General features: G+C 65.5%; 11 protein-coding genes and 1 pseudogene. 7 read left to right on the top strand and 5 right to left on the bottom strand.

The genetic code is table 11. The annotated features are described in order from the left end of the window. Positions 1 to 37: 37 nt before the first annotated feature. Positions 38 to 2689 carry a hybrid sensor histidine kinase/response regulator gene (locus ACCQ06_RS18345; protein WP_316688638.1) on the bottom strand — a complete coding sequence of 884 codons (2652 nt, stop codon included), beginning with the start codon at positions 2687 to 2689 and terminating at the stop codon, positions 38 to 40. A 205-nt stretch (positions 2690 to 2894) separates the two neighbouring features. Beyond that, on the bottom strand, positions 2895 to 4067 hold the full coding sequence (locus tag ACCQ06_RS18340; protein WP_316688636.1) for an OprO/OprP family phosphate-selective porin: 1173 nt from the start codon (positions 4065 to 4067) through the stop codon (positions 2895 to 2897). A gap of 285 nt (positions 4068 to 4352) precedes the next feature. Between ACCQ06_RS18340 and ACCQ06_RS18335 the strand changes: the two genes are divergently transcribed. Together ACCQ06_RS18335 and ACCQ06_RS18330 are read left to right on the top strand one after the other, a co-directional pair. Further along, on the top strand, positions 4353 to 5726 hold the full coding sequence (locus ACCQ06_RS18335) for a dicarboxylate/amino acid:cation symporter (RefSeq protein ID WP_104615337.1): 1374 nt from the start codon (positions 4353 to 4355) through the stop codon (positions 5724 to 5726). 198 nt (positions 5727 to 5924) lie between these two features. Next, entirely contained in the window at positions 5925 to 8234 is a 2310-nt protein-coding gene (locus tag ACCQ06_RS18330) for an NADP-dependent malic enzyme (RefSeq protein ID WP_104615336.1), read from the top strand. Positions 8235 to 8749: 515 nt separating this feature from the next. Here ACCQ06_RS18330 and ACCQ06_RS18325 read toward each other — a convergent pair. Then, positions 8750 to 12038: pseudogene (locus ACCQ06_RS18325) on the bottom strand (GH92 family glycosyl hydrolase). A 444-nt stretch (positions 12039 to 12482) separates the two neighbouring features. Between ACCQ06_RS18325 and ACCQ06_RS18320 the strand changes: the two are divergent. From ACCQ06_RS18320 to ACCQ06_RS18305, 4 genes are all read left to right on the top strand, one after another. Next, a complete protein-coding gene (locus ACCQ06_RS18320; RefSeq protein WP_146091664.1) occupies positions 12483 to 12719 on the top strand; it encodes a hypothetical protein in 237 nt (78 codons plus the stop codon). 104 nt (positions 12720 to 12823) lie between these two features. Continuing rightward, a complete protein-coding gene (locus tag ACCQ06_RS18315; protein WP_055848389.1) occupies positions 12824 to 13021 on the top strand; it encodes a zinc-finger domain-containing protein in 198 nt (65 codons plus the stop codon). A 10-nt stretch (positions 13022 to 13031) separates the two neighbouring features. Further along, positions 13032 to 14144 (top strand): glycosyltransferase, encoded by a 1113-nt coding sequence (locus ACCQ06_RS18310; RefSeq protein WP_316688630.1) that lies wholly within the window; start codon positions 13032 to 13034, stop codon positions 14142 to 14144. Then, positions 14125 to 15459 (top strand): O-antigen ligase family protein, encoded by a 1335-nt coding sequence (locus ACCQ06_RS18305; protein ID WP_316688629.1) that lies wholly within the window; start codon positions 14125 to 14127, stop codon positions 15457 to 15459. Before ACCQ06_RS18310 ends, ACCQ06_RS18305 begins: the two co-directional genes overlap by 20 nt. Before the next feature lie 85 nt (positions 15460 to 15544). Here the strand turns inward: ACCQ06_RS18305 and ACCQ06_RS18300 are convergent, their stop codons facing one another. Next, complete coding sequence (locus ACCQ06_RS18300) at positions 15545 to 16465, bottom strand: LpxL/LpxP family Kdo(2)-lipid IV(A) lauroyl/palmitoleoyl acyltransferase (protein WP_316688628.1); 921 nt, start codon at positions 16463 to 16465, stop codon at positions 15545 to 15547. A gap of 76 nt (positions 16466 to 16541) precedes the next feature. Between ACCQ06_RS18300 and waaA the strand changes: the two genes are divergently transcribed. Next, entirely contained in the window at positions 16542 to 17858 is a 1317-nt protein-coding gene (gene waaA / locus ACCQ06_RS18295) for a lipid IV(A) 3-deoxy-D-manno-octulosonic acid transferase (protein WP_228324999.1), read from the top strand. Between the two features lie 408 nt (positions 17859 to 18266). On the opposite strand, the gene ACCQ06_RS18290 is transcribed toward waaA, so the two are convergent. Beyond that, the gene (locus ACCQ06_RS18290) at positions 18267 to 19649 is read right to left on the bottom strand and encodes a TolC family outer membrane protein (protein WP_104615331.1); all 1383 of its coding nucleotides are present in this window, start codon (positions 19647 to 19649) and stop codon (positions 18267 to 18269) included. Positions 19650 to 19654 lie beyond the last annotated feature (5 nt).

Below are 19654 nucleotides of genomic sequence, written 5' to 3'. Positions count from 1 at the left end.
CTGATCTCGCTACGGAAACCAGAGTCCCGCGACCGAATCACCCACGCCGCAGCAGCATCTGCGTCATCAGCGCGCGCAGCGCAGGCGGGCGGACCGGCTTGGACAGAAAGCCCCAGCCCAATTCCTGTGCATATTCACGCAGGGCCGGGTCGGGCTCGGCGGTGACCAGGATGATGCGTGGCTCGCGCTGCCAGCAGCCCACCAATTGCGGCAGCAGCATCGGGCCGTAGTGCGCGCCCATGCGCACATCCAGCAGCAGCAATTCCGGTGCGTCGTCGGCGCTGGCGCTGGCCAGCGCTTCGTCCGGGCCGCCGGAAAAATCCACGCGGCATTCCCAGCGTTCCAGCAGGGCGCGGGTGGCCTCGCAGACACGCGGGTCGTCGTCCACGCACCACACCCGGCAGCCGTGCAGGATGGGGTCGTTGCCGTGTTCGGCGGTGGCGGTGACGGTGGGCGGCGGCAACTGCGTGGCGATGGCGGCGCGTTCGCCGATCGGCACGCTGACCGAAAACACGCTGCCGCTGCCGAGCGTTGAATGCAGGCCGATGCGGTGGCCCAGCAGACGGCCGATCCGCTCGACAATCGCCAGCCCCAGCCCGGCGCCGCGGTCGTTGGCCACGCCATCGTCCAGACGGCGGAATTCTTCGAAGATTTCGTGCTGCAAGGCATCCGGAATGCCGGGGCCCTGGTCATGCACTTCGATGCGCAGCCAGCCATCGCGCCGACGGCAGCCGATCAGCACGCGCCCGCGCGGCGTGTAGCGGATCGCGTTGGACAAAAAATTCTGCAGGATGCGGCGCAGCAGGGTTGCGTCGCTCAACACCACCACCGATGTCGGTACCCACTCCAGCACCAGGCCGCGATCTTCGGCCAGGATGCCGAACTCGCGCGCCAGCGTTTCCAGCAAGGGTGCCAGTGCGAAGTCGCGCACCTGCGTCTTCAGGCTGCCGGCTTCCAGACGCGAGATGTCGAGCAGGCTGTTGAGGATGGCGTCCTGCGCGGCGAGTGCGCCGTCGATGTTGTCGACCACGCGTGCACTGCCGGGCTCGCGCACCTGCCCGCGCAACACCGACACGAACATGCGCGCGGCATTGAGCGGCTGCAGCAGGTCGTGCACGGCGGAGGCGACAAAGCGGGTCTTGTAGCGGTTGGCGCTTTCGGCCTCGCGTTTGGCGGCGGCCAGATCGCGGGTGCGCTCGGCCACGCGATGTTCCAGTGCATCGGCCAGCGAGCGCAGTTCGCGCGCGGCGTTCTTGTAGCTGGTGATGTCGGCGTAGCTGGTGACGAACCCGCCATCGGGCAGCGGGTTGCCGCGGATTTCCAGAACCGTGCCGTCTTCCTTCTCGCTTTCGCGCATGTGCGGTTTGCCGCTGCGCAGATGCTTGAGTCGCCGCTCGATGGCCGCCTCGATCGGCCCCGGCCCCAGCAGCCCGCGGCGGGCATTGAAGCGGAATAGGTCTTCGATCGGCCGGCCGATCTTGAGCAACTCCGGCGGGAAGCGGAACAACTCCACATAGCGCGAATTCCATGCCACCAGATTGAGCGCCTCGTCGATCACCACCACGCCTTGTGGCAGATGTTCCAGGCTGCGGCTTAGGCCGGCGTTGGATTGCTGCGCGGCGGTGACCACGCCGTCCTGGGCGGTGCGCAGTTCTTCGGCATGTTGTTGCAGCAGGGTTTCCAGCTCATGCCGGCTGCGCTGACGCAGCGCCGACAGCCGCCGGCGCTGCTGCACGAACAACCATAGCAACGCCAGCGCCAGCCACGCACCGGCCGCAGCGATGGCCGCCGCGCGCCCGGCCGCGGCGCTGGCGCGGGTGTCGTGCAGTAGATGCAGGCGCCAGCCGCTTTCGGGAACTTCCAGCGTCTGCCACAGCACTGGCGCGGCCAGTGGCGGGTCGCGCACCTCGGCCAGCACACCGCCGTTGCCGGTCTGTTCGATCAAGCGCCGGCGCAGCGGCAGCAGCCCCTGATTGGCGTACTGGCGGGTGCTCTGCAACTCGGTGCGGTCGCGCGGGGTGAGCGGCGCCAGCATGCGGTAGCGCCAGCTGGCGCGGCTGGCCAGAAACACCACGCCATGCGCATCCGAGGCCAGCACGATATCCGGCGTTTGCAGCCATTCGCGCTCCAGTGCGGCCAGCGCGATCTTGATCACCACCACGCCCTGCACCTGACCGGCAGCATCGACGATGGCCTGCGACAGGAAATAGCCCGGCTCGCTGGTGGTCATGCCGATGCCGTAAAAACTGCCGCTGCCGGTGGCCAGCGCCTGCTGGTAATACGGGCGGAAGGCGTAATCCACACCGACATTGCTGCGCACCGCGCGCCAGTTGCTGGCCGCCAGCGCAATGCCGCTGCGGTCGATCAGCGTTAGCGTGGACGACTGGGTGACATTGTTGGCACGTTCGAGTTTGCGATTGAGTTGCTGCACCTGTGCCGGCGACAACGGGCCGGCGACCGCTGCGCGCAGCTCCGGGTCCAGCGCCAGAATCTGCGGCAGCGTGCGATAACGGTCGATGCGTTGTTGCAGCGCCTGCGCATACAGGCGCAGCTGACGGTGCACGGTGGCGCTTTCTTCGCGCAGTGCGTTCTGTTCGACAAAGTGCCCGGCCGCCAGCATGGCCACGACCATCCCGCCCAGCACGATGACCAGGGTGAGCAGCAGACGGCGGCGTTGCGAGGCATACATGCCGTCAAGTATGGCGTTCTGCTCCCGCACGCGCAGCCATCGCTCGATCGCGCGACAGACACGCGCGCCCAAACGACAACGGCCGCACCCGTGACAGGATGCGGCCGTATCGGAACATCGGCTGCCGTCTAAGACGACAGCAGCCCGTGAATCACACCAGCGTGTGGCTGTGCATTGCCCGCGCGCTGGATTGCGTCAGCGATGCTTAGAACTGCACCTGCGCGCGCAGCTCCATCACATGCGGGGTTTCATGCACGCCGTTGCGCGAGGAATCCACCCAGCTGTAGTTGGCCTGGAACTTGAAGTGGCTGGTGAGGTACCAGTTGGCGCCGATGGTGGTGTCGTGCTGACGGCCGCCGTGGACGTTGTTGTCTTCCAGATTCAGGCGGCTGTAGCGGGCGGTCAGTTCGACGGCGCCGTAGTCGTGTGCAGGCTTGATGTTGCCCGGCACGCCGCCGGCATAGCTGCGCGACTCGCCGGTCAGCGACCAGGTGCCGTACACGTACTGGCCCTGGGCAATGAAGTGCGGCTGGCCGGCATTACGCGCCACTTCGGCACGCAGCGCTTCGCTCTGCAGCGAGAACGGGCCATGGATCCAGACCGCTTCCAGGCCGGTGCGGATCACGTGGTCCACGTCGAGAATGGTGCCGGTGTCGATCAGGCGCACATCGGTCAGGCCGGCTTCCGGGCGGGCACGCAGGCGCACGCGCGGGCTGAAGGACACGCCGCGGCCGTCGCTGAAACCGCGCGGGTTTTCGACCGAGCCGGCGATGCCCAGGTGCAGCACGTCGCCTTCGGCCTTGAACGGGGTCCATGCCGCATGCACGGCTTGGGTGGTGCCCGGGTTGTCGCCCTGCAGATCCTTGCCGCCATACGCGCCGGCCTGCAGGAGGTACTGCGGACGCTCCAGGGTCCATTCCACGCCGGTCCGGCGGCCCTGGAACACGGCCTGCACCGGCAGGCCCAGCTCCATGAAGCTGCCCGCACGCGAACTCTGCACCGCTTCCAGACCCACCGGCACCTTCATGTAGCCCATACGCACGCGGCCGTAATCCTGGCCCAGCAGCGCCTTGGTCTCGAAGCGATAGAACACGTCCAGCCACAGCTTGGCTTCGAAGTCGAAATACACCATGGCGTCGTAGACGCCTTTCTTCTTGATGGTGGCGCCGAATTCCTTGCGGCGGAAATCATTGCGGTCTTCCAGGCGGTCGTCGCCGGAGAAGTTGTTGTCGTCGTAGGCGTAGTTGCCGGTCAGGCCCAGCTCGGTGCCGTCACCGAAGGTGTACTTGGTCGGCCAGTTTTCGATCGAGGTGGCTGCATTGGCAGCGGCGGGGACGATGGCGATAGCCAACGCCAGAACAAGCAGATTGAGGCGCATAGGGAATGGTCTTCGGCAATGAAAGGGGTCGGGCGTCCTGCCATGGCGGTCGCGGTGAACAGCTTCAGCAAGCGCGCAGGTCCGGGCGGCGACGGCACAGAAACGTCGGTGTCTGCGTTAAATGGAATTAACGGCCGGTGGCGGCGCGGCTGAAGTGTAAGGCGAGGTTCAGCTCACCGACAGTGCGTAGTACCAATGGGTTATCGGCCCGGCCTGTGACGTGCGCCCAGAATGCCTGCACCGGGTGCCTGCTCAGGCACCCTCCAGTTCCCTCGGAGTGGTGTCATGCACATCAGCAAGCCTGCCGGCCCGGTGCCGGCGCCCGTGCCCTTCTACCGCCAGCTGTATTTCCAGGTGGTGGTGGCCATCGTCCTCGGCGCCCTGTTGGGCCACTTCGAGCCGGCTTTCGCCGAAAGCCTCAAGCCGCTGGGCGACGCCTTCATCAAGCTGGTGAAGATGATCATCGCCCCGGTGATCTTCCTGACCATCGTCACCGGCATTGCCGGCATGACCCACCTCAAGACGGTGGGCCGAGTGTTCGGCAAGGCGATGGTCTACTTCCTGTTCTTCTCCACGCTGGCACTGGTGGTGGGCCTGATCGTGGCGCACGTGGTGCAGCCCGGCGCCGGCATGAACATCAATCCGGCCGATCTGGACCAGAGCGCGGTCAAGAGTTATGTCGAGAAGTCGCACGACCTGACCCTGGTCGGGTTCCTGATGGACATCATTCCCAACTCGCTGATCGGCGCCTTCACCGGCGACCAGGTCGTCAACGGCAAGCTGGCCGGGCCCAACATCCTGCAGGTGCTGTTCGTGGCCGTGCTGTTCGGCGTCTCGCTGGCGCTGGTGGGCGAGCGCGGCAAGCCGGTGTTGCACTTTCTGGAAGCGCTGATCGCGCCGGTGTTCAAGCTGGTGCACATCCTGATGCGCGCCGCGCCGCTCGGTGCGTTCGGCGCGATCGCCTTCACCATCGGCAAGTACGGGGTGGAATCGCTGGTCAACCTGGCCTGGCTGGTGGGCTCGTTTTACCTGACCTCGCTGTTGTTCGTGCTGGTGATCCTGGGTCTGGTGTGTCGTCTGTGCGGTTTTTCGGTGCTCAAGCTGATCCGCTACCTCAAGGCCGAGTTGCTGCTGGTGCTGGGCACCTCCTCGTCGGAGTCGGCGTTGCCGTCGCTGATGGAAAAGATGGAGAAGGCCGGCTGCGAGAAGTCGGTGGTGGGCCTGGTGGTGCCGACCGGCTATTCGTTCAATCTGGACGGCACCAACATCTACATGACCCTGGCGGCGCTGTTCATTGCCCAGGCCACCAACACCGAGCTGACCCTCGGTCATCAGATCGCGTTGCTGGCGGTGGCGATGCTCAGCTCCAAGGGCGCGGCTGGCGTCACCGGTGCCGGCTTCATCACCCTGGCCGCCACCTTGGCCGTGGTGCCGGAAGTGCCGGTGGCCGGCATGGCGCTGATCCTGGGCGTGGACCGCTTCATGAGCGAGTGCCGCTCGCTGACCAACTTCATCGGCAATGCAGTGGCCACGGTGGTGGTGTCGCGCTGGGAAAATGCGCTGGACCGCGACCAGCTGAAGCTGGCGCTGGATGGCGGCGAGCCGCCGCTGCAGGCGCCGGTCGGACAGCCGGGCACCGCGCCGGCCAGCCTGCGCTGATGTTTCCTACGGCCCTGTATTCCGTCGGTCATGCCGGCGGGATGCAGGGCCGTTCTGCGTTGACCGCAAGCGCGGCCGCAGCGCAAGACGCGCCGCAGCATGCAATCTCCCTGCCGCGCTGACAGCTGCGCGACAGGCCCTTGTTCAGGCAGGAGGGTAGAATTCAGCTCTCCTGCGCCTTCGAGACTCACACAGCCGATGTCCAACGACGACTTCAAACAGGCCGCCCTCGACTATCACCGCCAGCAGCCGGCCGGCAAGATCAAGGTCACCGCGACCAAGCCGATGCTGACCCAGCGCGATCTGTCGCTGGCGTATTCGCCGGGCGTGGCCTTCGCCTGTGAGGCGATCGTCGAAGAACCCACCCAGGCCAGCGAACTCACCGCGCGCGGCAATCTGGTGGCGGTCATCACCAACGGCACCGCCGTGCTGGGCCTTGGCAACATCGGCCCGCTGGCGTCCAAGCCGGTGATGGAAGGCAAGGGCGTGCTGTTCCAGAAGTTCGCTGGCATCGATGTGTTCGACATCGAAATCAACGAGAACGACCCGGACAAGCTGGTGGACATCATCGCCAGCCTGGAGCCGACCTTCGGCGGCATCAACCTGGAAGACATCAAGGCGCCGGAGTGCTTCATCGTCGAGCGCAAGCTGCGCGAGCGCATGAACATCCCGGTGTTCCATGACGACCAGCACGGCACCGCGATCATCGTTGGCGCCGCGGTGCTCAACGCGCTGGTGGTCACCGGCAAGAAGATCGAAGAGGTCAAGCTGGCCACCACCGGCATGGGCGCGGCCGGTATTTCCTGCGTCAACATGCTGGTCTCGCTGGGCCTGAAGCCTGAGAACATTCTGGCGCTGGACCGCGATGGCGTGATCCACACCGGCCGCACCGATCTGGATCCGGACAAGCAGCGCTACGCCCGCGATACCGACAAGCGCACCCTGGCCGAAATCGTCGAAGGTGCGGATATTTTCCTGGGCCTGTCGGCGGCCGGCATCCTCAAGCCGGAAATGGTCGCCACGATGGCGCGCCAGCCGGTGATCTTCGCGCTGGCCAATCCCAACCCGGAGATCACCCCGGAAGCGGCCAAGGCAGTGCGTCCGGATTGCATCATCGGCACCGGCCGCTCGGACTATCCGAACCAGATCAACAACGTGCTGTGTTTCCCGTATCTGTTCCGCGGCGCACTGGACGTGGGTGCCACCGGCATCAACGAAGAGATGAAGATCGCCTGCGTCAAGGCGATTGCGGCGATGGCGCGCCGCGAGGCCTCCGACCTGGGCGCGGCCTATGGCGGCGAGACCCCGAGCTTCGGTCCGGAGTATCTGATTCCGCGTCCGCTGGACCCGCGTCTACTGGTGGAGCTGTCGTCGGCGGTTGCGCAGGCGGCGATGGAGTCGGGCGTGGCCACGCGCCCGATCGCCGACATGGAAGCCTACCGCGACAAGCTCGGCCAGTTCGTCTACCGCACCAGCCTGATGATGAAGCCGGTCTACGACCGCGCGCGCGCCGACAAGCAGCGCGTGGTGTATGCCGAAGGCGAAGAAGAAGTGGTGTTGCGTGCGGTGCAGAACGTGGTCGACGAAGGCCTGGCCTTCCCGATCCTGATCGGCCGCCCGGACGTGATCGAAGCGCGTATCGAACGCATGGGCCTGCGCCTGACCGCCGGGGTGGACTTCGAGATCACCAATATTCTCGACGACCCTCGCTTCAACGAATACTGGCAGTACTACCACGCGCTCACCGAACGTCGCGGCGTCACCGTCACTGCTGCCAAGGAGCTGATGCGCTCACGCCCGACCCTGATCGCCGCGGTGATGGTGGCGCGCGGCGAAGCCGATGCGATGCTGTCCGGCGTGGTGGGGCGCTTCCACAAGAAGCTGGGCTACGCCCGCAGCGTGATCCCGCTGGAGCCGCGCGTGAGTTCCACCTCGGCGATGACCGGAGTGATCAACCAGCTGGGCGTGTTCTTCTTCCTGGACACGCACGTGCAGGAAGACCCCACTGTCGAACAGGTGGTCGAAGCCACCCTGCAGGCCGCCTATCGCCTCAAGTTGTTCGGTATCGAGCCCAACATCGCGCTGCTGTCGCACTCCAACTTCGGCAGCCACGACTCGCGCGACGCGCTGAAGATGCGCCATGTGCGCGAGGCGCTGCTCAAGCGCAAGCCCGAGCTCAACATCGACGGCGAAATGCAGGGCGACACCGCCTGGGACGAAGCGCTGCGCAAGCAGATCATGCCCAACAGCACCTTGAAGGGCCGCGCCAACCTGTTCGTGCTGCCGAATCTGGAAGCGGCCAATATCGCCTACAACCTGGTGCGCGTGTTCACCGACGGCGTAGCGATCGGCCCGATCCTGATGGGTATCTCCAAGCCGGTGCACATCCTCACCACCAGCGCCACCTCGCGCCGGGTGATGAACATGACCGCGATCGCGGCGGTGGATGCGCAGATCCGCAGGCAACGCGATGCGGAAAAAGCGGCGGCTGAGAAGGGCAACGCTTGAGTTGATGCGGTAACGAGTGGGTTGTGCTGGTAAGCATTCGATCGACAGGGCAATGGTTGATCGAGTGTTGGTAGTCGGCCGCAAGGCGACGGCTATCGACGTGCTAGCAATCAGCCGACGAGGCAATGGCTGAGCGACGTGCCAACAGTCGGCCGAAAAGGGGCAGTTGATCTGAAGTGCCAGCAGTCAGCCGACAAGGAGCCGTTGATCCGAAGTGGTAGCAGTCAGCCGACAAAGAGCAGTTGATCCGAAGTGGCAAGCGCTCGGTCGACAGGGTAACGACGGAACCCTGTCGAGAACCTTGTTGCTACAAGGCATCGAGCCGCTCAGCACCCAGTGCGCAGTCACTGCCTGAAAGCCCCTCTCCCCTCGGGAGAGGGGTTGGGGTGAGGGGACGATCCACCCTCAGCAGCGAATCAGCGTTGCAACCCACTGAAACGCTGATCAACGACGCAAGCAACAACGCTAGCGATCCCGCATCACTCAAAAACGATCACGCCAGCAAGCATCCCCTCTCACCGCGCATCCGGCGCAGCACCCAACACCTCGATTTCCGCCAGCTGCGCACGCGCGGGCAGCGCCAGCCGCAGCCGATACTGCGCATACGCGCCAGGCGTCGCAATCCGAAACGGGCGCGTCTGTAACGGCCACTGAAAGCGCTCGTCGCTGCGCTGATCGACCACGCGCCACGCACCACCTGCTGTGCGTGCTTCCAACGTCCAGCCAGCTGCAGCAATCGCCGCACTGCCATTGGTCAAGGTGTACAGCGTCGCCGTGCCAGCTTCCAGCCCACTCAGCGTCAACGTCGACACGGCCGATAGCGCACTGACCGTGCCTGCATCGTCATCATGCAGCGCCGCGATATCGCGGCCATCGTCCAACGCAATGCGTGCGGTGGCACCCAGCAGATCGTGTAGCGGAGCAGGGCGCTGCCCCGCTGGCGTCAATGACGGCGGCACATCGTTCGGCCCGCTCCCCCAGCGCGATGGCGTGGGGCCCATCACGAACTCCAGCGTCGCGCCGTGGGCGATGTCCGCATGCGCCAACCAGGTCTTGTGCCACGGCTTGCCGTTGAGAGTGAGCGATTGCACATACACATTTTGCGGCGAGTTCTGCGGCGCATTGACGACCAGCGTACCGCCATCGGGCAAGCGCACCTGCGCATGCTTGAACAACGGCGAGCCGATCACGTACTCCGGTGCGCCCATGCGCAACGGGTACAGCCCCAGCGCTGCGAACAGATACCACGCCGACATCTCGCCGTTGTCTTCATCGCCGGCATAGCCCTGGCCGATCTCGCTGCCCAGATACAGGCGGGCAAGGATGTCGCGTGTGATGCGTTGCGTTTTCCATGGCTGCCCGGCATACAGATACATCCACGGGATATGGTGTGCGGTCTGGTTGCTGTGCGCATACATGCCCAGGCGCACGTCGCGCGCCTCGGTCATTTCGTGGATGGTGTCTCCGTAAGAGCCGGCAAATTTTTCCTCGGCGGTTTCCGGGGTGGCAAAGAAAGTATCCAGTTTTGCCGCCAATGCGGCGCGCCCGCCATAGAGCGAGGCCAACCCTTCGCCATCGTGCGGCGCGGTGAACGCGAACGTCCAGCCGCTGGATTCGGTGTAGTCGTTGCCCCAGACGCGCGGGTCGTAGTGCGCCTTATCCACACGCCAGCGTCCATCCGCGTTTCGCCCCTGAAAAAAACCGATTGCCGGATCGAACAACGCCGAATACCCGGCTGCACGCTGGCGGAAATACATCGCCTCGGTCGCATAGCGCTCGCGCACGTTCGCGTTGGTCGCCTGCCTCGCTAATGCATCGGCCATGTTGGCGATGCCGAAGTCGTTGAGCGCGCCTTCCATCGACCACGACATGCCTTCGTGCGTGTCGGTATCGGCGTAGCCGCGGAAGGTTGAACGCGCCGTGCCCTTGCGGCCTACGTGACGATCCGGCGCCACCACGGTGGCGTTCTTGAGCGCAGCGGCGTACGCCTCTGCCGGGTCGAAGCCCTGCACGCCCTTGAGCCAGGCATCGGCAAACGCCACGTCCGAACTGGTACCGACCATCAGGTCGGCGTAGCCCGGCGAAGACCAACGCGCAATCCATCCCCCCGCACGCGCTTGCTCGATAAAGCCCTGCACAAAGGTTCCGGCAGCGTCGGGCGCAAACAGCGCATACGCCGGCCACGCGGTGCGAAAGGTGTCCCACAGTCCATTGTTGACGTAGACCCGGCCATCGCGGATCGGCGCAAAACTGCGCACCGCGCTACCGTCGATGTTGTCGTCCGACCAGCTGTTCTGGCTTGCGTAACGCCAGTCGGGTGCGTCTGCATTCCCTGCGTTTTCATGCGCGGAGTTCGGGTACAGATGCAGCCGATAGAGATTGGAATACAGCGTGGTTTTCTGGTCGGCCGTCGCATCGGGCACATCGAACCGCCCCAGCAACGCATCCCACGCCTCCTGCGCCTGCGCGGCGATCTGCTCGAACGACGCGTGCGGTGCGATTTCCAATGCCAGGTTGTGTCTGGCCTGTTCCAGCGAGATCAACGAGGTGGCGATGCGCATCTGCACCTGGCGCGCATCGCCTGCATCGAACTTGATCCAGCCGGTGGGTCGCCCGGTATCGATGCGGCCGCTGGCTTTCCACGGCCGATCGAAGCTCGCATATACATACATGCGTGTCGCACCGGTCGACAGCCCGCTGCGCACATCGGTGTAACCGGACAGCGTCTGCGTCGCGGCATCCAGACGCAGCCCGCCACGCGCATCCACATTGTCGAACAGCAGATTGGCATCGCCGTGATCCGGGAAACGAAAGCGGAACAGCGCGGCGTGGTCGGTCGGTGCGATCTCGGCGTGCAGGCCATTGTCGAACTGCACTGCGTAGCGGTACGGGCGCGCCACTTCATTGGCATGCGAAAACGCCAGTGCACGCTTGCCGCGATCGGCTTCGGGCACGCCCGCGCCGAGCGAGGGCATGACTTGAAAGGTCTGCCGGTCGCCCATCCACGGACTGGGTTGATGACTCAGCGCCAGTGCCTGCAGGCGTGGCCGGTTGTCGGCATCGTTCTGCTCGTTCCAGCGGTACAGCCAGGTCCAGCGTTCCCGCATCGGTTACCGGCGTCCAGAAGTTGAATCCATGCGGCACTGCCGTGGCGGGGAAATTGTTGCCGCGCGAAAACGTGCCGTTGGACTGCGTACCCCGCGTGGTCAATATCCAATCCGAGGGGCGTGCCGGCGTCGGCAGCGGCACTTCGCCCAGCGCGATGTCGTCGATCCAGCCGGCCGCTGGTGCGCCCGCGGGCGGTGCGAGCTCCAGCTCGATCGCACGCACACGACGCCCGCGCAGGCCGGCCACCTCACCCAGTCGCACTTCCTTGCGTGACCACTGCTGCGGGTACAAGGTCTTCGACTGCCCTTGCACACGCGCGCCCGTCGCCACGCCATGCTGGTCGTGCGCCTGGCTCGCCGACAACCGCGTGCCATCGTCGAAGACCAGATCCAGCGACACATAGGTCGAGGCAACATGATCGTTGCCGACGCTTTCGGGAAGCACCATCCACGACAGCGTGGTGTCCGTATCGACCGCGATGTCGGTGCTGAACAGACGGATGCGGTGGTGTGCGCCGGCAAGGCTGTAGCGCAAGGCATGGGCGCCGCTGTAGCCCGCATCTGGCTTGGCGGCGAAGGGGGCGTTGGGGCCGGTGCCGACAGTCACGCTGAGGCGCTGTGTCGCATCCGTGGCCGGCGCAGGTTCTCCGCGCTCAAACGAGGTGAAGAACGCGGGTGGCGTGTCTGCCTGGGCCATCAGCGGCGTCAAAACGAAGAGCGATGCGAGCAGGCTGGCGTGTGCAATGACGGATCGAATCACGTTAGGCGGGTCCTGAACGAGAGTGCCGCGACGGGCGGGTGCGGCGGAAGCGGGATGGATGCATGGTCAACTGCGGCGCTCGCGCCATCACCGAAGACACCGCGCCCCGATGCTGGTCAAAGATGCCCGGACAGGCAAGCGAGCGGGGCCAGATCCCTGCACGCCTCGCTGCCATCGGGTGCGCTGCCTTCGGGTGCGCTTGAGCAAGGCCGCGTCCTGCAGGAATTCCTTCCGCACGCGTCGCTGTCGGACAGGGCTCCGGTGTGATATGTCTGCAGTGGTCACGGTCGGATTTTGTATGACGATCCAGGCGTCGACGATCAAGAAGGTGATTGAAACGGAGCTGGCACAATGACGTGGTCGATGGGGTTCAGGAGCGCCGTGATAGCGGCCAGCATGCTGCTGTCGGGCTGCGCGAGTGACGATTGGCAGACGGCGGGCGCCTCGTCTCCGCCTGCCGATTGTCTGGTGGGCAACGACGATGGCCCAGTGGCGCCGGCCGGCGCAACGGGTGCGCGCAGCCAGCGCGACGCACGCTGCGATCCCACCAGGCAAGCGCAGTCCACCGGCATGCCTGCCGATCCGATCAAGCCGAACTTCGGCAAGCGGCAGGAGTGAGGCGCCAAGCGGCGGGCTGCGGCATCAATCGGCGCCGCAGCCGCTCTTGCAACGTCTAGCGCTGCTAGAATGCTGCCCGTTCCCCCCCGCCTGCGATGTACGCCATGAGCCAGACCGCCACCGCGCCCGCCAATGCCGAAAAGCGTTACACCGTGCAGCGGGCAGACCTGCCGCTGAGCTGCCCGACGCCGCAGATGGCGCTGTGGAACTCGCATCCGCGCGTGTATCTGCCGATCGAAGACGAACCCAACGGCGAAGCCAAGTGCCCGTATTGCGGCTCGCTGTTCGTACTCGCCGACTGATCCTGGCTGCATGCACCGCCTGACCGTGGTGCAATTGCTGCCGGCGCTGCAGTCCGGCGGCGTGGAACGCTCCACCCTGGAAGTGACTGCTGCGCTGGTGCGCGCCGGCCATCGCGCCGTGGTCGTATCGGCTGGCGGGCGCCTGGTCCCGCAGTTGCTGGAAGCCGGCGGTGAACACCTCACCCTGGATATCGGCCGCAAGTCGCTGCTGACCCTGCGTCACGTGGTCGGCCTGCGCCGTCTGTTTACCGAACTCGATGCCGACATCGTACACGCGCGTTCGCGGCTGCCGGCCTGGCTGGGGTGGTACGCGCTGCGCGGGATGCCCGCAGCCACACGCCCGCGCTTGGTCACCACCGTGCATGGGCTCAATTCGCCAAGCCGCTACAGCGCGGTCATGACCTATGGCGAACGCGTCATCTGCGTCTCGCAGACCGTGCGCGACTATGTCTGCACGCACTATCCGCAGACCGATCCGGCGCATCTGCGCACGATTCCGCGTGGCGTCGACATCGCGCAGTTTCCGCGCCGCTTGCGACCGGGTCGGCGTGCCCGCAGCTGGGCGCAGACCCTGTTGCCTGGGCTGCCGTCCGACGCACCACTGTTGCTGCTGCCGGGGCGCGGCACGCGCCTGAAGGGCCATGCCGATGGTCTGCAACTGCTGGCCGATGTGCGCGCCGCCGGCGTGCCGGCCTGGCTGTGGCTGCCGGGTGCGCGCGAACCCGGACGCGAGGCGTATGTGCGCGAGCTGGAAGCCGAAGCAGCGCGGTTGGGGGTGGCCGAGGCGGTCGCCTTCACCGAGCCCACCACGCGCATTGCCGATGCCTATGCCGCCAGCGATCTGGTGCTGCAGCTGTCGCGCAAGCCCGAAGCCTTCGGCCGTACCGTGGTCGAGGCTTTGTCGGTGGGCCGGCCGGTCCTGGGCTGGCAGCATGGCGGCGCTGGCGAATTGCTTGCCGAGCTGCAGCCCGACGGCGCGGTGCCGGCCTTCGATGCCGATGCGCTGTGCGCTCAGGCACTGCAGCTTCTGCAGCACCCGCCCACACCGCCGGCGGTTCTCCCCTATACGTTGCAGGCCATGCAATCGGCCACCTTGAAGGTCTATGACGAACTCCGCCGCTGACGCTCCAATAAGCGCGCCCGCATTGACGCCCGATGCCGGGCGCTGGGCGCCGCTATGGGTACTCCTGTTTGTCGCGCTGTGGCCCACGCCCGGCTTGGCCGAAACCGTGCTGTCGCTGGGCGCGTTGTTCGCGGCGTACCGCTTGCTGCACGCACGTTTTCGCGGTGGCACACGCCTGCTCAGTGGCGCGGCCTGGGCGCTGACCAGCGTGTTGTTCTTTGCGTACTGGCTGCCGCAGATGCTGTCCGCGTTCGATGCGATGGATGTCGGTCGCGCGCTGCGCAAGTCGGCCACCGACCTGCGCTATCTGCCTTTCATGTGGCTGTGCGCGATTGCGGTTGCCAATGCGCAGCGGCGACGCCGCACCTTCAACGGCCTGGCGGTGATCGGCGGGGTGTGGACGCTGGACGCGCTATTGCAGGCCTCCATCGGCAGCAGCCCCTTGTTCTTCGCGCTGGATCAACTCAAGCAGCTGATCAGCGGCCACGGGCTGTGCACGCCGCAGGAGCTGGCGCTGGCCGATCGCCTCAGCGGCGTGCTGGGGCCGTGCAATCTCAAGTTCGGGCAGACCCTGGCCAGCCTGTCGCCCTTTCTGTTGCTGGCACTGGGGCGGCGCAACGTCTGGGCCTGGGCGGGCGCGGCGGCGGCGGTCGGCGTGGTGCTGGTGTTGGCGGGGTCGCGCGCCTCGTGGATCACTTACGGCGTCATCGTGCTGCTGTCCGGCTGGCAACTGCTGGGTGGCCGGCGCCTGCTGGTGGTGGCGGTGGCTGGCGTGCTGCTGGCTGGTGGCGTGGTGGCGGTGGCACCGCAGGCGCGTGAGCGTATCCAGCGCACCACCCTGGCATTTGGCAATGGCGAACAGGGCGTGGACCAGGCCTTGTCCGGGCGCGGCCAGATCTGGGGCGCAGCGCTGTGCATGATCCGTGCGCATCCGCTCAATGGGGTGGGCGCGCGCGGGTTTCGACAGGCATATCCAGCCTGCAATCCGGCCCCTGCACAGGTGCCGGCCTGGGGCGATGGCCCGGCCTTCCACGCGCATCAGATCGTGCTGGAAATCCTGGCCGAAACCGGTGTGATCGGCTTGCTGCTATGGCTGGCCGGTGCGGCGCAGGCGTGGCGCGCGTGGCGCTATTCAAGTGTTGCCGCGCGCGAGCAGGCGCGGCCGGCGATGATCGCGCTGGTGGCCACCGTCTTCCCGCTTAATACCCATCTGGCGTTCTATTCCAGCTTCTGGGGCGGCTTGAGTCTGATGCTGGCCGGGTTGTATGCCGGCGCGTTGCTCAACGACGACGCGGATCAGCCGCCGCTGGACTGAGCCGCTTGCACCGTGATCGCGGGTGTCGGGCAGGGGAAACCTGTGCGCCACGCGCCATCATCGGCGCGCCACCTGCGGCGACAGCTCACTGATAGAACGCGCTGCGTCCACCTGGCTGACGCTTGAAGCGGCGATGGATCCACAGGTATTGATCCGGCGCTTCGCGCACCATGTCCTCGATCGCCGCATTGACCTGCGTGGTATCGGCGATCACATCCTCCGACGGAATGCCTGCCAGCGGAGGCGCGATCTTGAGGATGTAGCGGCCGCCTTCGCGGCGATGGAAATACGGCACCACCGCGCAACCGGTCAGCCGTGCCAGCTGATGGGTGGCTGTGATGGTGGAGGCCGGGTGCCCGAAAAATGGCACGAACACGGTGTCCTTGCCGCGCATGTCCTGGTCCGGCGCATACCACAGAAAACCGCCGCGCTTGAGGTGCTTGATGGTGGCGCGCAGATCCTCGTTGGCGAACATGTGCGTGGCATAGCGCAAGCGGCCGCGCTTGACCGCCCATTCGAACACCGGGTTTCGGTGCTTGCGGTACATGCCGGCCAGCGGTATGTGGTCGCACAGTAGCCGCCCGCACATTTCCAGCGTCATGAAGTGGCCGGACACCAGCAGCACGCCGCGCTTTTGTTCCTGCAGCTGCTGCAGATGCTCCAGTCCTTCGATCTGCACGCCTGGGCGAATGGCGTCGATGCTGCCCCACCACGCACGCGCGAATTCGAACAGGCCCACGCCCAGCGCGTCGAAACTATCGCGCAGCAGTCGCGCTCGCCACGCATCGTCCTGCTCGGGAAAGCACAGTTTGAGGTTGACCTCGGCAGCGCGCCGACGCGTGCCCGCCACGCGCATCGCGATCCAGCCCACGCCACGGCCCACCGCGCGTTGCAGCGTCCAGGGCAGGCGCCCGGCCAGTACCATCACCGCAAGGCCCAGGTACATGGGCCAATGCTTTGGGTTGCGCAGGGAGGGGTGGACGGCGACGTTGGCGGACTCGGACATGCACCAATTCTAAGGGATCGTGCGCATCGGGCAGCGTGCACATGCGCACGTGCAGGCGCTCCCGTATCCTGCACGCATGCGGAAAGACCCGATCGAATGGCTGTTGCGCGGGCTGTACTCGGCGCTGCTCTACCTGTTGTTGCCGGTCACGGTGTACCACCTGGTGTGGCGCGGTTTCCGCGTGCGCGAATACTTCAACCGCTGGAACGAGCGCTATGCGTCGTACACGCATGCCTGCGGCCGCCCACGGGTGTGGGTGCATGCGGTGTCGGTGGGCGAGGTCAATGCCGCCGCGCCGCTGGTCAACGCCTTGCGTGCGCAACGCCCGGATATCCGCTGGGTCATCACTACCATCACGCCCACCGGTTCCGAGCGCGTACGCGCGGTGTGGGGCGATGCGGTCGACCATGTGTATCTGCCGTACGACGTGCCCGGCAGCGTGGGTCGGTTTCTGGAGCATTTTCGCCCGCGCCTGGCGTTGATCCTGGAAACCGAGCTATGGCCGAACATGTTGTTCGGCTGCCGCGACCGCCAGATTCCGCTGTACATCCTCAACGCACGCTTGTCGGCGCGTTCGCTACGCGGCTACCGCGTGCTGGCGCCATTGATCAGCCGCGCACTGCGCACGGTGACCTGCGTGGCGGCGCAGTCGCAGGACGATGCGGAGCGCTTCATCACCCTTGGCGCGCGTCCAGACCAGGTGGTGGCGCTGGGCAATCTCAAATTCGATATCGCCGCGCCCGACCAATTGCACGCCCTGGTCGCGCAGTTCCGCACCCATGTGCCGGCAACCCGGCCGGTATGGATTGCCGCCAGCACGCATGAAGGCGAAGAAGCGGCGGTGGCCGAGATCCATGCGCAGTTGCTGACCCGGTTTCCCGATCTGCTGCTGCTGTGGGCACCACGCCATCCCGAGCGCTTTCCAAAGGTCGAGGCGTTGGCACGCGAGCGTGGCTGGCGCGTGGGCACACGCAAGGCACAGCAGTGGCCACAGGCGCGCGATACGGTCTTCGTCATCGATACCTTGGGCGAGCTGATGAGTTTTTATGCATGCGCGCAGGTCGCTTTCGTCGGCGGTAGCCTGCAGCCGATCGGCGGGCACAATCTGCTCGAACCTGCGGCAGTCGGTACACCTGCGGTCACCGGCCCGCATCTGCATAATTTTTCGGAAATCTCGCGACGCATGCGCGAGGCCGATGCGGTGACCATCTGCGAAGATGCCGACAGCGTGTATCACAATCTTGCGCGTCTGCTCGGCGAACCAGCCCAGCGTGAGGCGATGGCTACCGCAGGGTTGGCGCTGGTCGCCAACGGCAAGGGCGCGGTCGCTCGCACGCTGGTGCAGATCGCGCCTGATTTGCCGCCGGTGGTTGGGGATGGTGTGGCGTCTTGAAAGATCTCACCGCGCGCGTGCTGCATCATTGCAGAGAACCTATTGCAGGCATTCCAAGTCACGTCATTAAGCGGTCTTGGAGCGACCAATCAAACGTGGCGATCGCGCGGTCGTTTCGTTAGCCGCTGTTTGGCGTCATCTGGAGAGTCTCAAGCCGCATTGGTCGAGGGCACGGTGCCCTCACCACTTCCGGGACACGCCGCAAGTACGCCCGTGTAGGCGTTTACGCGGCATCTATGCCGCGCACGGTCCCGCGACGGTGGGCGGGCAAGGGCCCTCCATCCAAGCGGCAGATCATCCGCTGATGCGGCAGTCATCGCAGGTATGGCACGCAGCCAGGTACGCGCTTGCATCTGACATGAAAAAGGCGGGCCTTCGCCCGCCTTTTTAGTGACCTATCCGCTCCCATTACTGCAGCGAGCCGCTGCCCTGCAGCTTGGCTTCGGCATCCTGCGACAGCAGGCGATTCACATCCTGCAGGTCGGTGATGTCGAGCTTGCCGATGGCCTGGCCGAGCAGCAGGCGATTCTGCAGGAAGGTGTAGCGCGACTGCGCGTAGTTCAACTGCGCCTGGAACAAGGTGCGCTGGTTCTGCACCACGTCCAGCACGGTCCGCGTACCGACTTCCAGGCCAACCTGCGAGGCATCGTAGGCGGCCTGCGCGGAAACCACTGCAAGCCGACGCGCTTCTACTTCGCTGATACCGGCCACCACGGTCTGATAGGCATTGCGCGTATTGCGGTCCAACGCGCGCTTCTGCTGCTCGTAGGTGTCCTGCTGGATATCGCGACGCGATAGCGCCTGACGCACGGCCGACTGCGTTGCGCCGCCAGCGAAGATCGGGATCGACAAGGTGATGCCGATCGAATCAGTGTCGATATTGCGATTGTCGGTCGTGAAGTTTCCTGCCGTCGTATCGATTTCGCTGCCTCCGCCCCAGCTATTGGTGCGGCCCATGCTGCCTGACAGATTGAGCGTCGGGTAATGGCCAGCACGCGCGGCATTGACCTGTGCCTCGGCTGCACTGACCTGCAGCTGCTGCGCCTTCAACGCCGGGTTGTCGGCGATGGCGGTGGACACCAGCTGATCGACATTGCTGTAAGCCGCCGGGACTTCCGGGCGGAAGTCTTCCGGCAGTGCGCGCAGGCCGACCACCGGTTGACCGGTGAGTTCGGTCAATGCCTGATAGTAATCCTTCAAGGTATTACGTGCGTTGATGGTGTCGGCACGCGCTTGGTCGTACTGGGCACGTGCCTCGTGTACGTCGGTGATCGGTGCTAGGCCCACTTCCAGACGCTTGTCGGCGTAGTCGAACTGCTTCTTGGCGGCTGCTTCATTGGTTTCTGCTGCGGCCAGAGACTCGATGCCCACCAAGACCTGGAAGTATGCAGCTGAAGTGCGCGTGATCAGGTCGTTGTTCGCCGATTCCAGGGTGAAATCTGCCGCCTTGGCGACGTCGCGTTGCGCACGAACATTGGCGAACTGCGCCCAGTTGAAAATGGTCTGGCTACCCTGGATCGCGTACTGGCGTTGTTTGGTCGTGGAGCGACCTGGGACGCCTTCCAATTCGCGATGCGATTGGGTGAAACCGGCCGAGCCGTCCAGCTGCGGCAACAACGCCGCACGCGCCTGCACCTGTCCCTCCCGATTCACCAGCCGCGTGGACTCGGCCACGGCCAGCTGCGGGTCGCCGTTGCGGGCCATTTCGTAGACCTGCAGCAGGTCGGTGGCGTGCGCGGCCATCGGTGACAGGGCGGCGGCCAGGGCCAGGGCGAGGGATCGGCGGATCATCGGGG

This window comes from Xanthomonas sp. NCPPB 4467 (assembly GCF_041475665.2).
Taxonomy (GTDB): domain Bacteria; phylum Pseudomonadota; class Gammaproteobacteria; order Xanthomonadales; family Xanthomonadaceae; genus Xanthomonas; species Xanthomonas dyei.
This window is presented reverse-complemented; position numbering and strand designations above follow the sequence as displayed.

Bases quoted from the DNA above. Each gene is read 5' to 3' on its own strand.
- ACCQ06_RS18310 (WP_316688630.1), top strand. From the start codon at position 13,032: ATGCACCGCCTGACCGTGGTGCAATTGCTGCCGGCGCTGCAGTCCGGC.
- ACCQ06_RS18300 (WP_316688628.1), bottom strand. From the start codon at position 16,465: ATGTCCGAGTCCGCCAACGTCGCCGTCCACCCCTCCCTGCGCAACCCA.
- waaA (WP_228324999.1), top strand. From the start codon at position 16,542: ATGCGGAAAGACCCGATCGAATGGCTGTTGCGCGGGCTGTACTCGGCG.
- ACCQ06_RS18330 (WP_104615336.1), top strand. From the start codon at position 5,925: ATGTCCAACGACGACTTCAAACAGGCCGCCCTCGACTATCACCGCCAG.
- ACCQ06_RS18345 (WP_316688638.1), bottom strand. From the start codon at position 2,689: ATGTATGCCTCGCAACGCCGCCGTCTGCTGCTCACCCTGGTCATCGTG.
- ACCQ06_RS18290 (WP_104615331.1), bottom strand. From the start codon at position 19,649: ATGATCCGCCGATCCCTCGCCCTGGCCCTGGCCGCCGCCCTGTCACCG.
- ACCQ06_RS18315 (WP_055848389.1), top strand. From the start codon at position 12,824: ATGAGCCAGACCGCCACCGCGCCCGCCAATGCCGAAAAGCGTTACACC.
- ACCQ06_RS18335 (WP_104615337.1), top strand. From the start codon at position 4,353: ATGCACATCAGCAAGCCTGCCGGCCCGGTGCCGGCGCCCGTGCCCTTC.
- ACCQ06_RS18305 (WP_316688629.1), top strand. From the start codon at position 14,125: ATGACGAACTCCGCCGCTGACGCTCCAATAAGCGCGCCCGCATTGACG.
- ACCQ06_RS18340 (WP_316688636.1), bottom strand. From the start codon at position 4,067: ATGCGCCTCAATCTGCTTGTTCTGGCGTTGGCTATCGCCATCGTCCCC.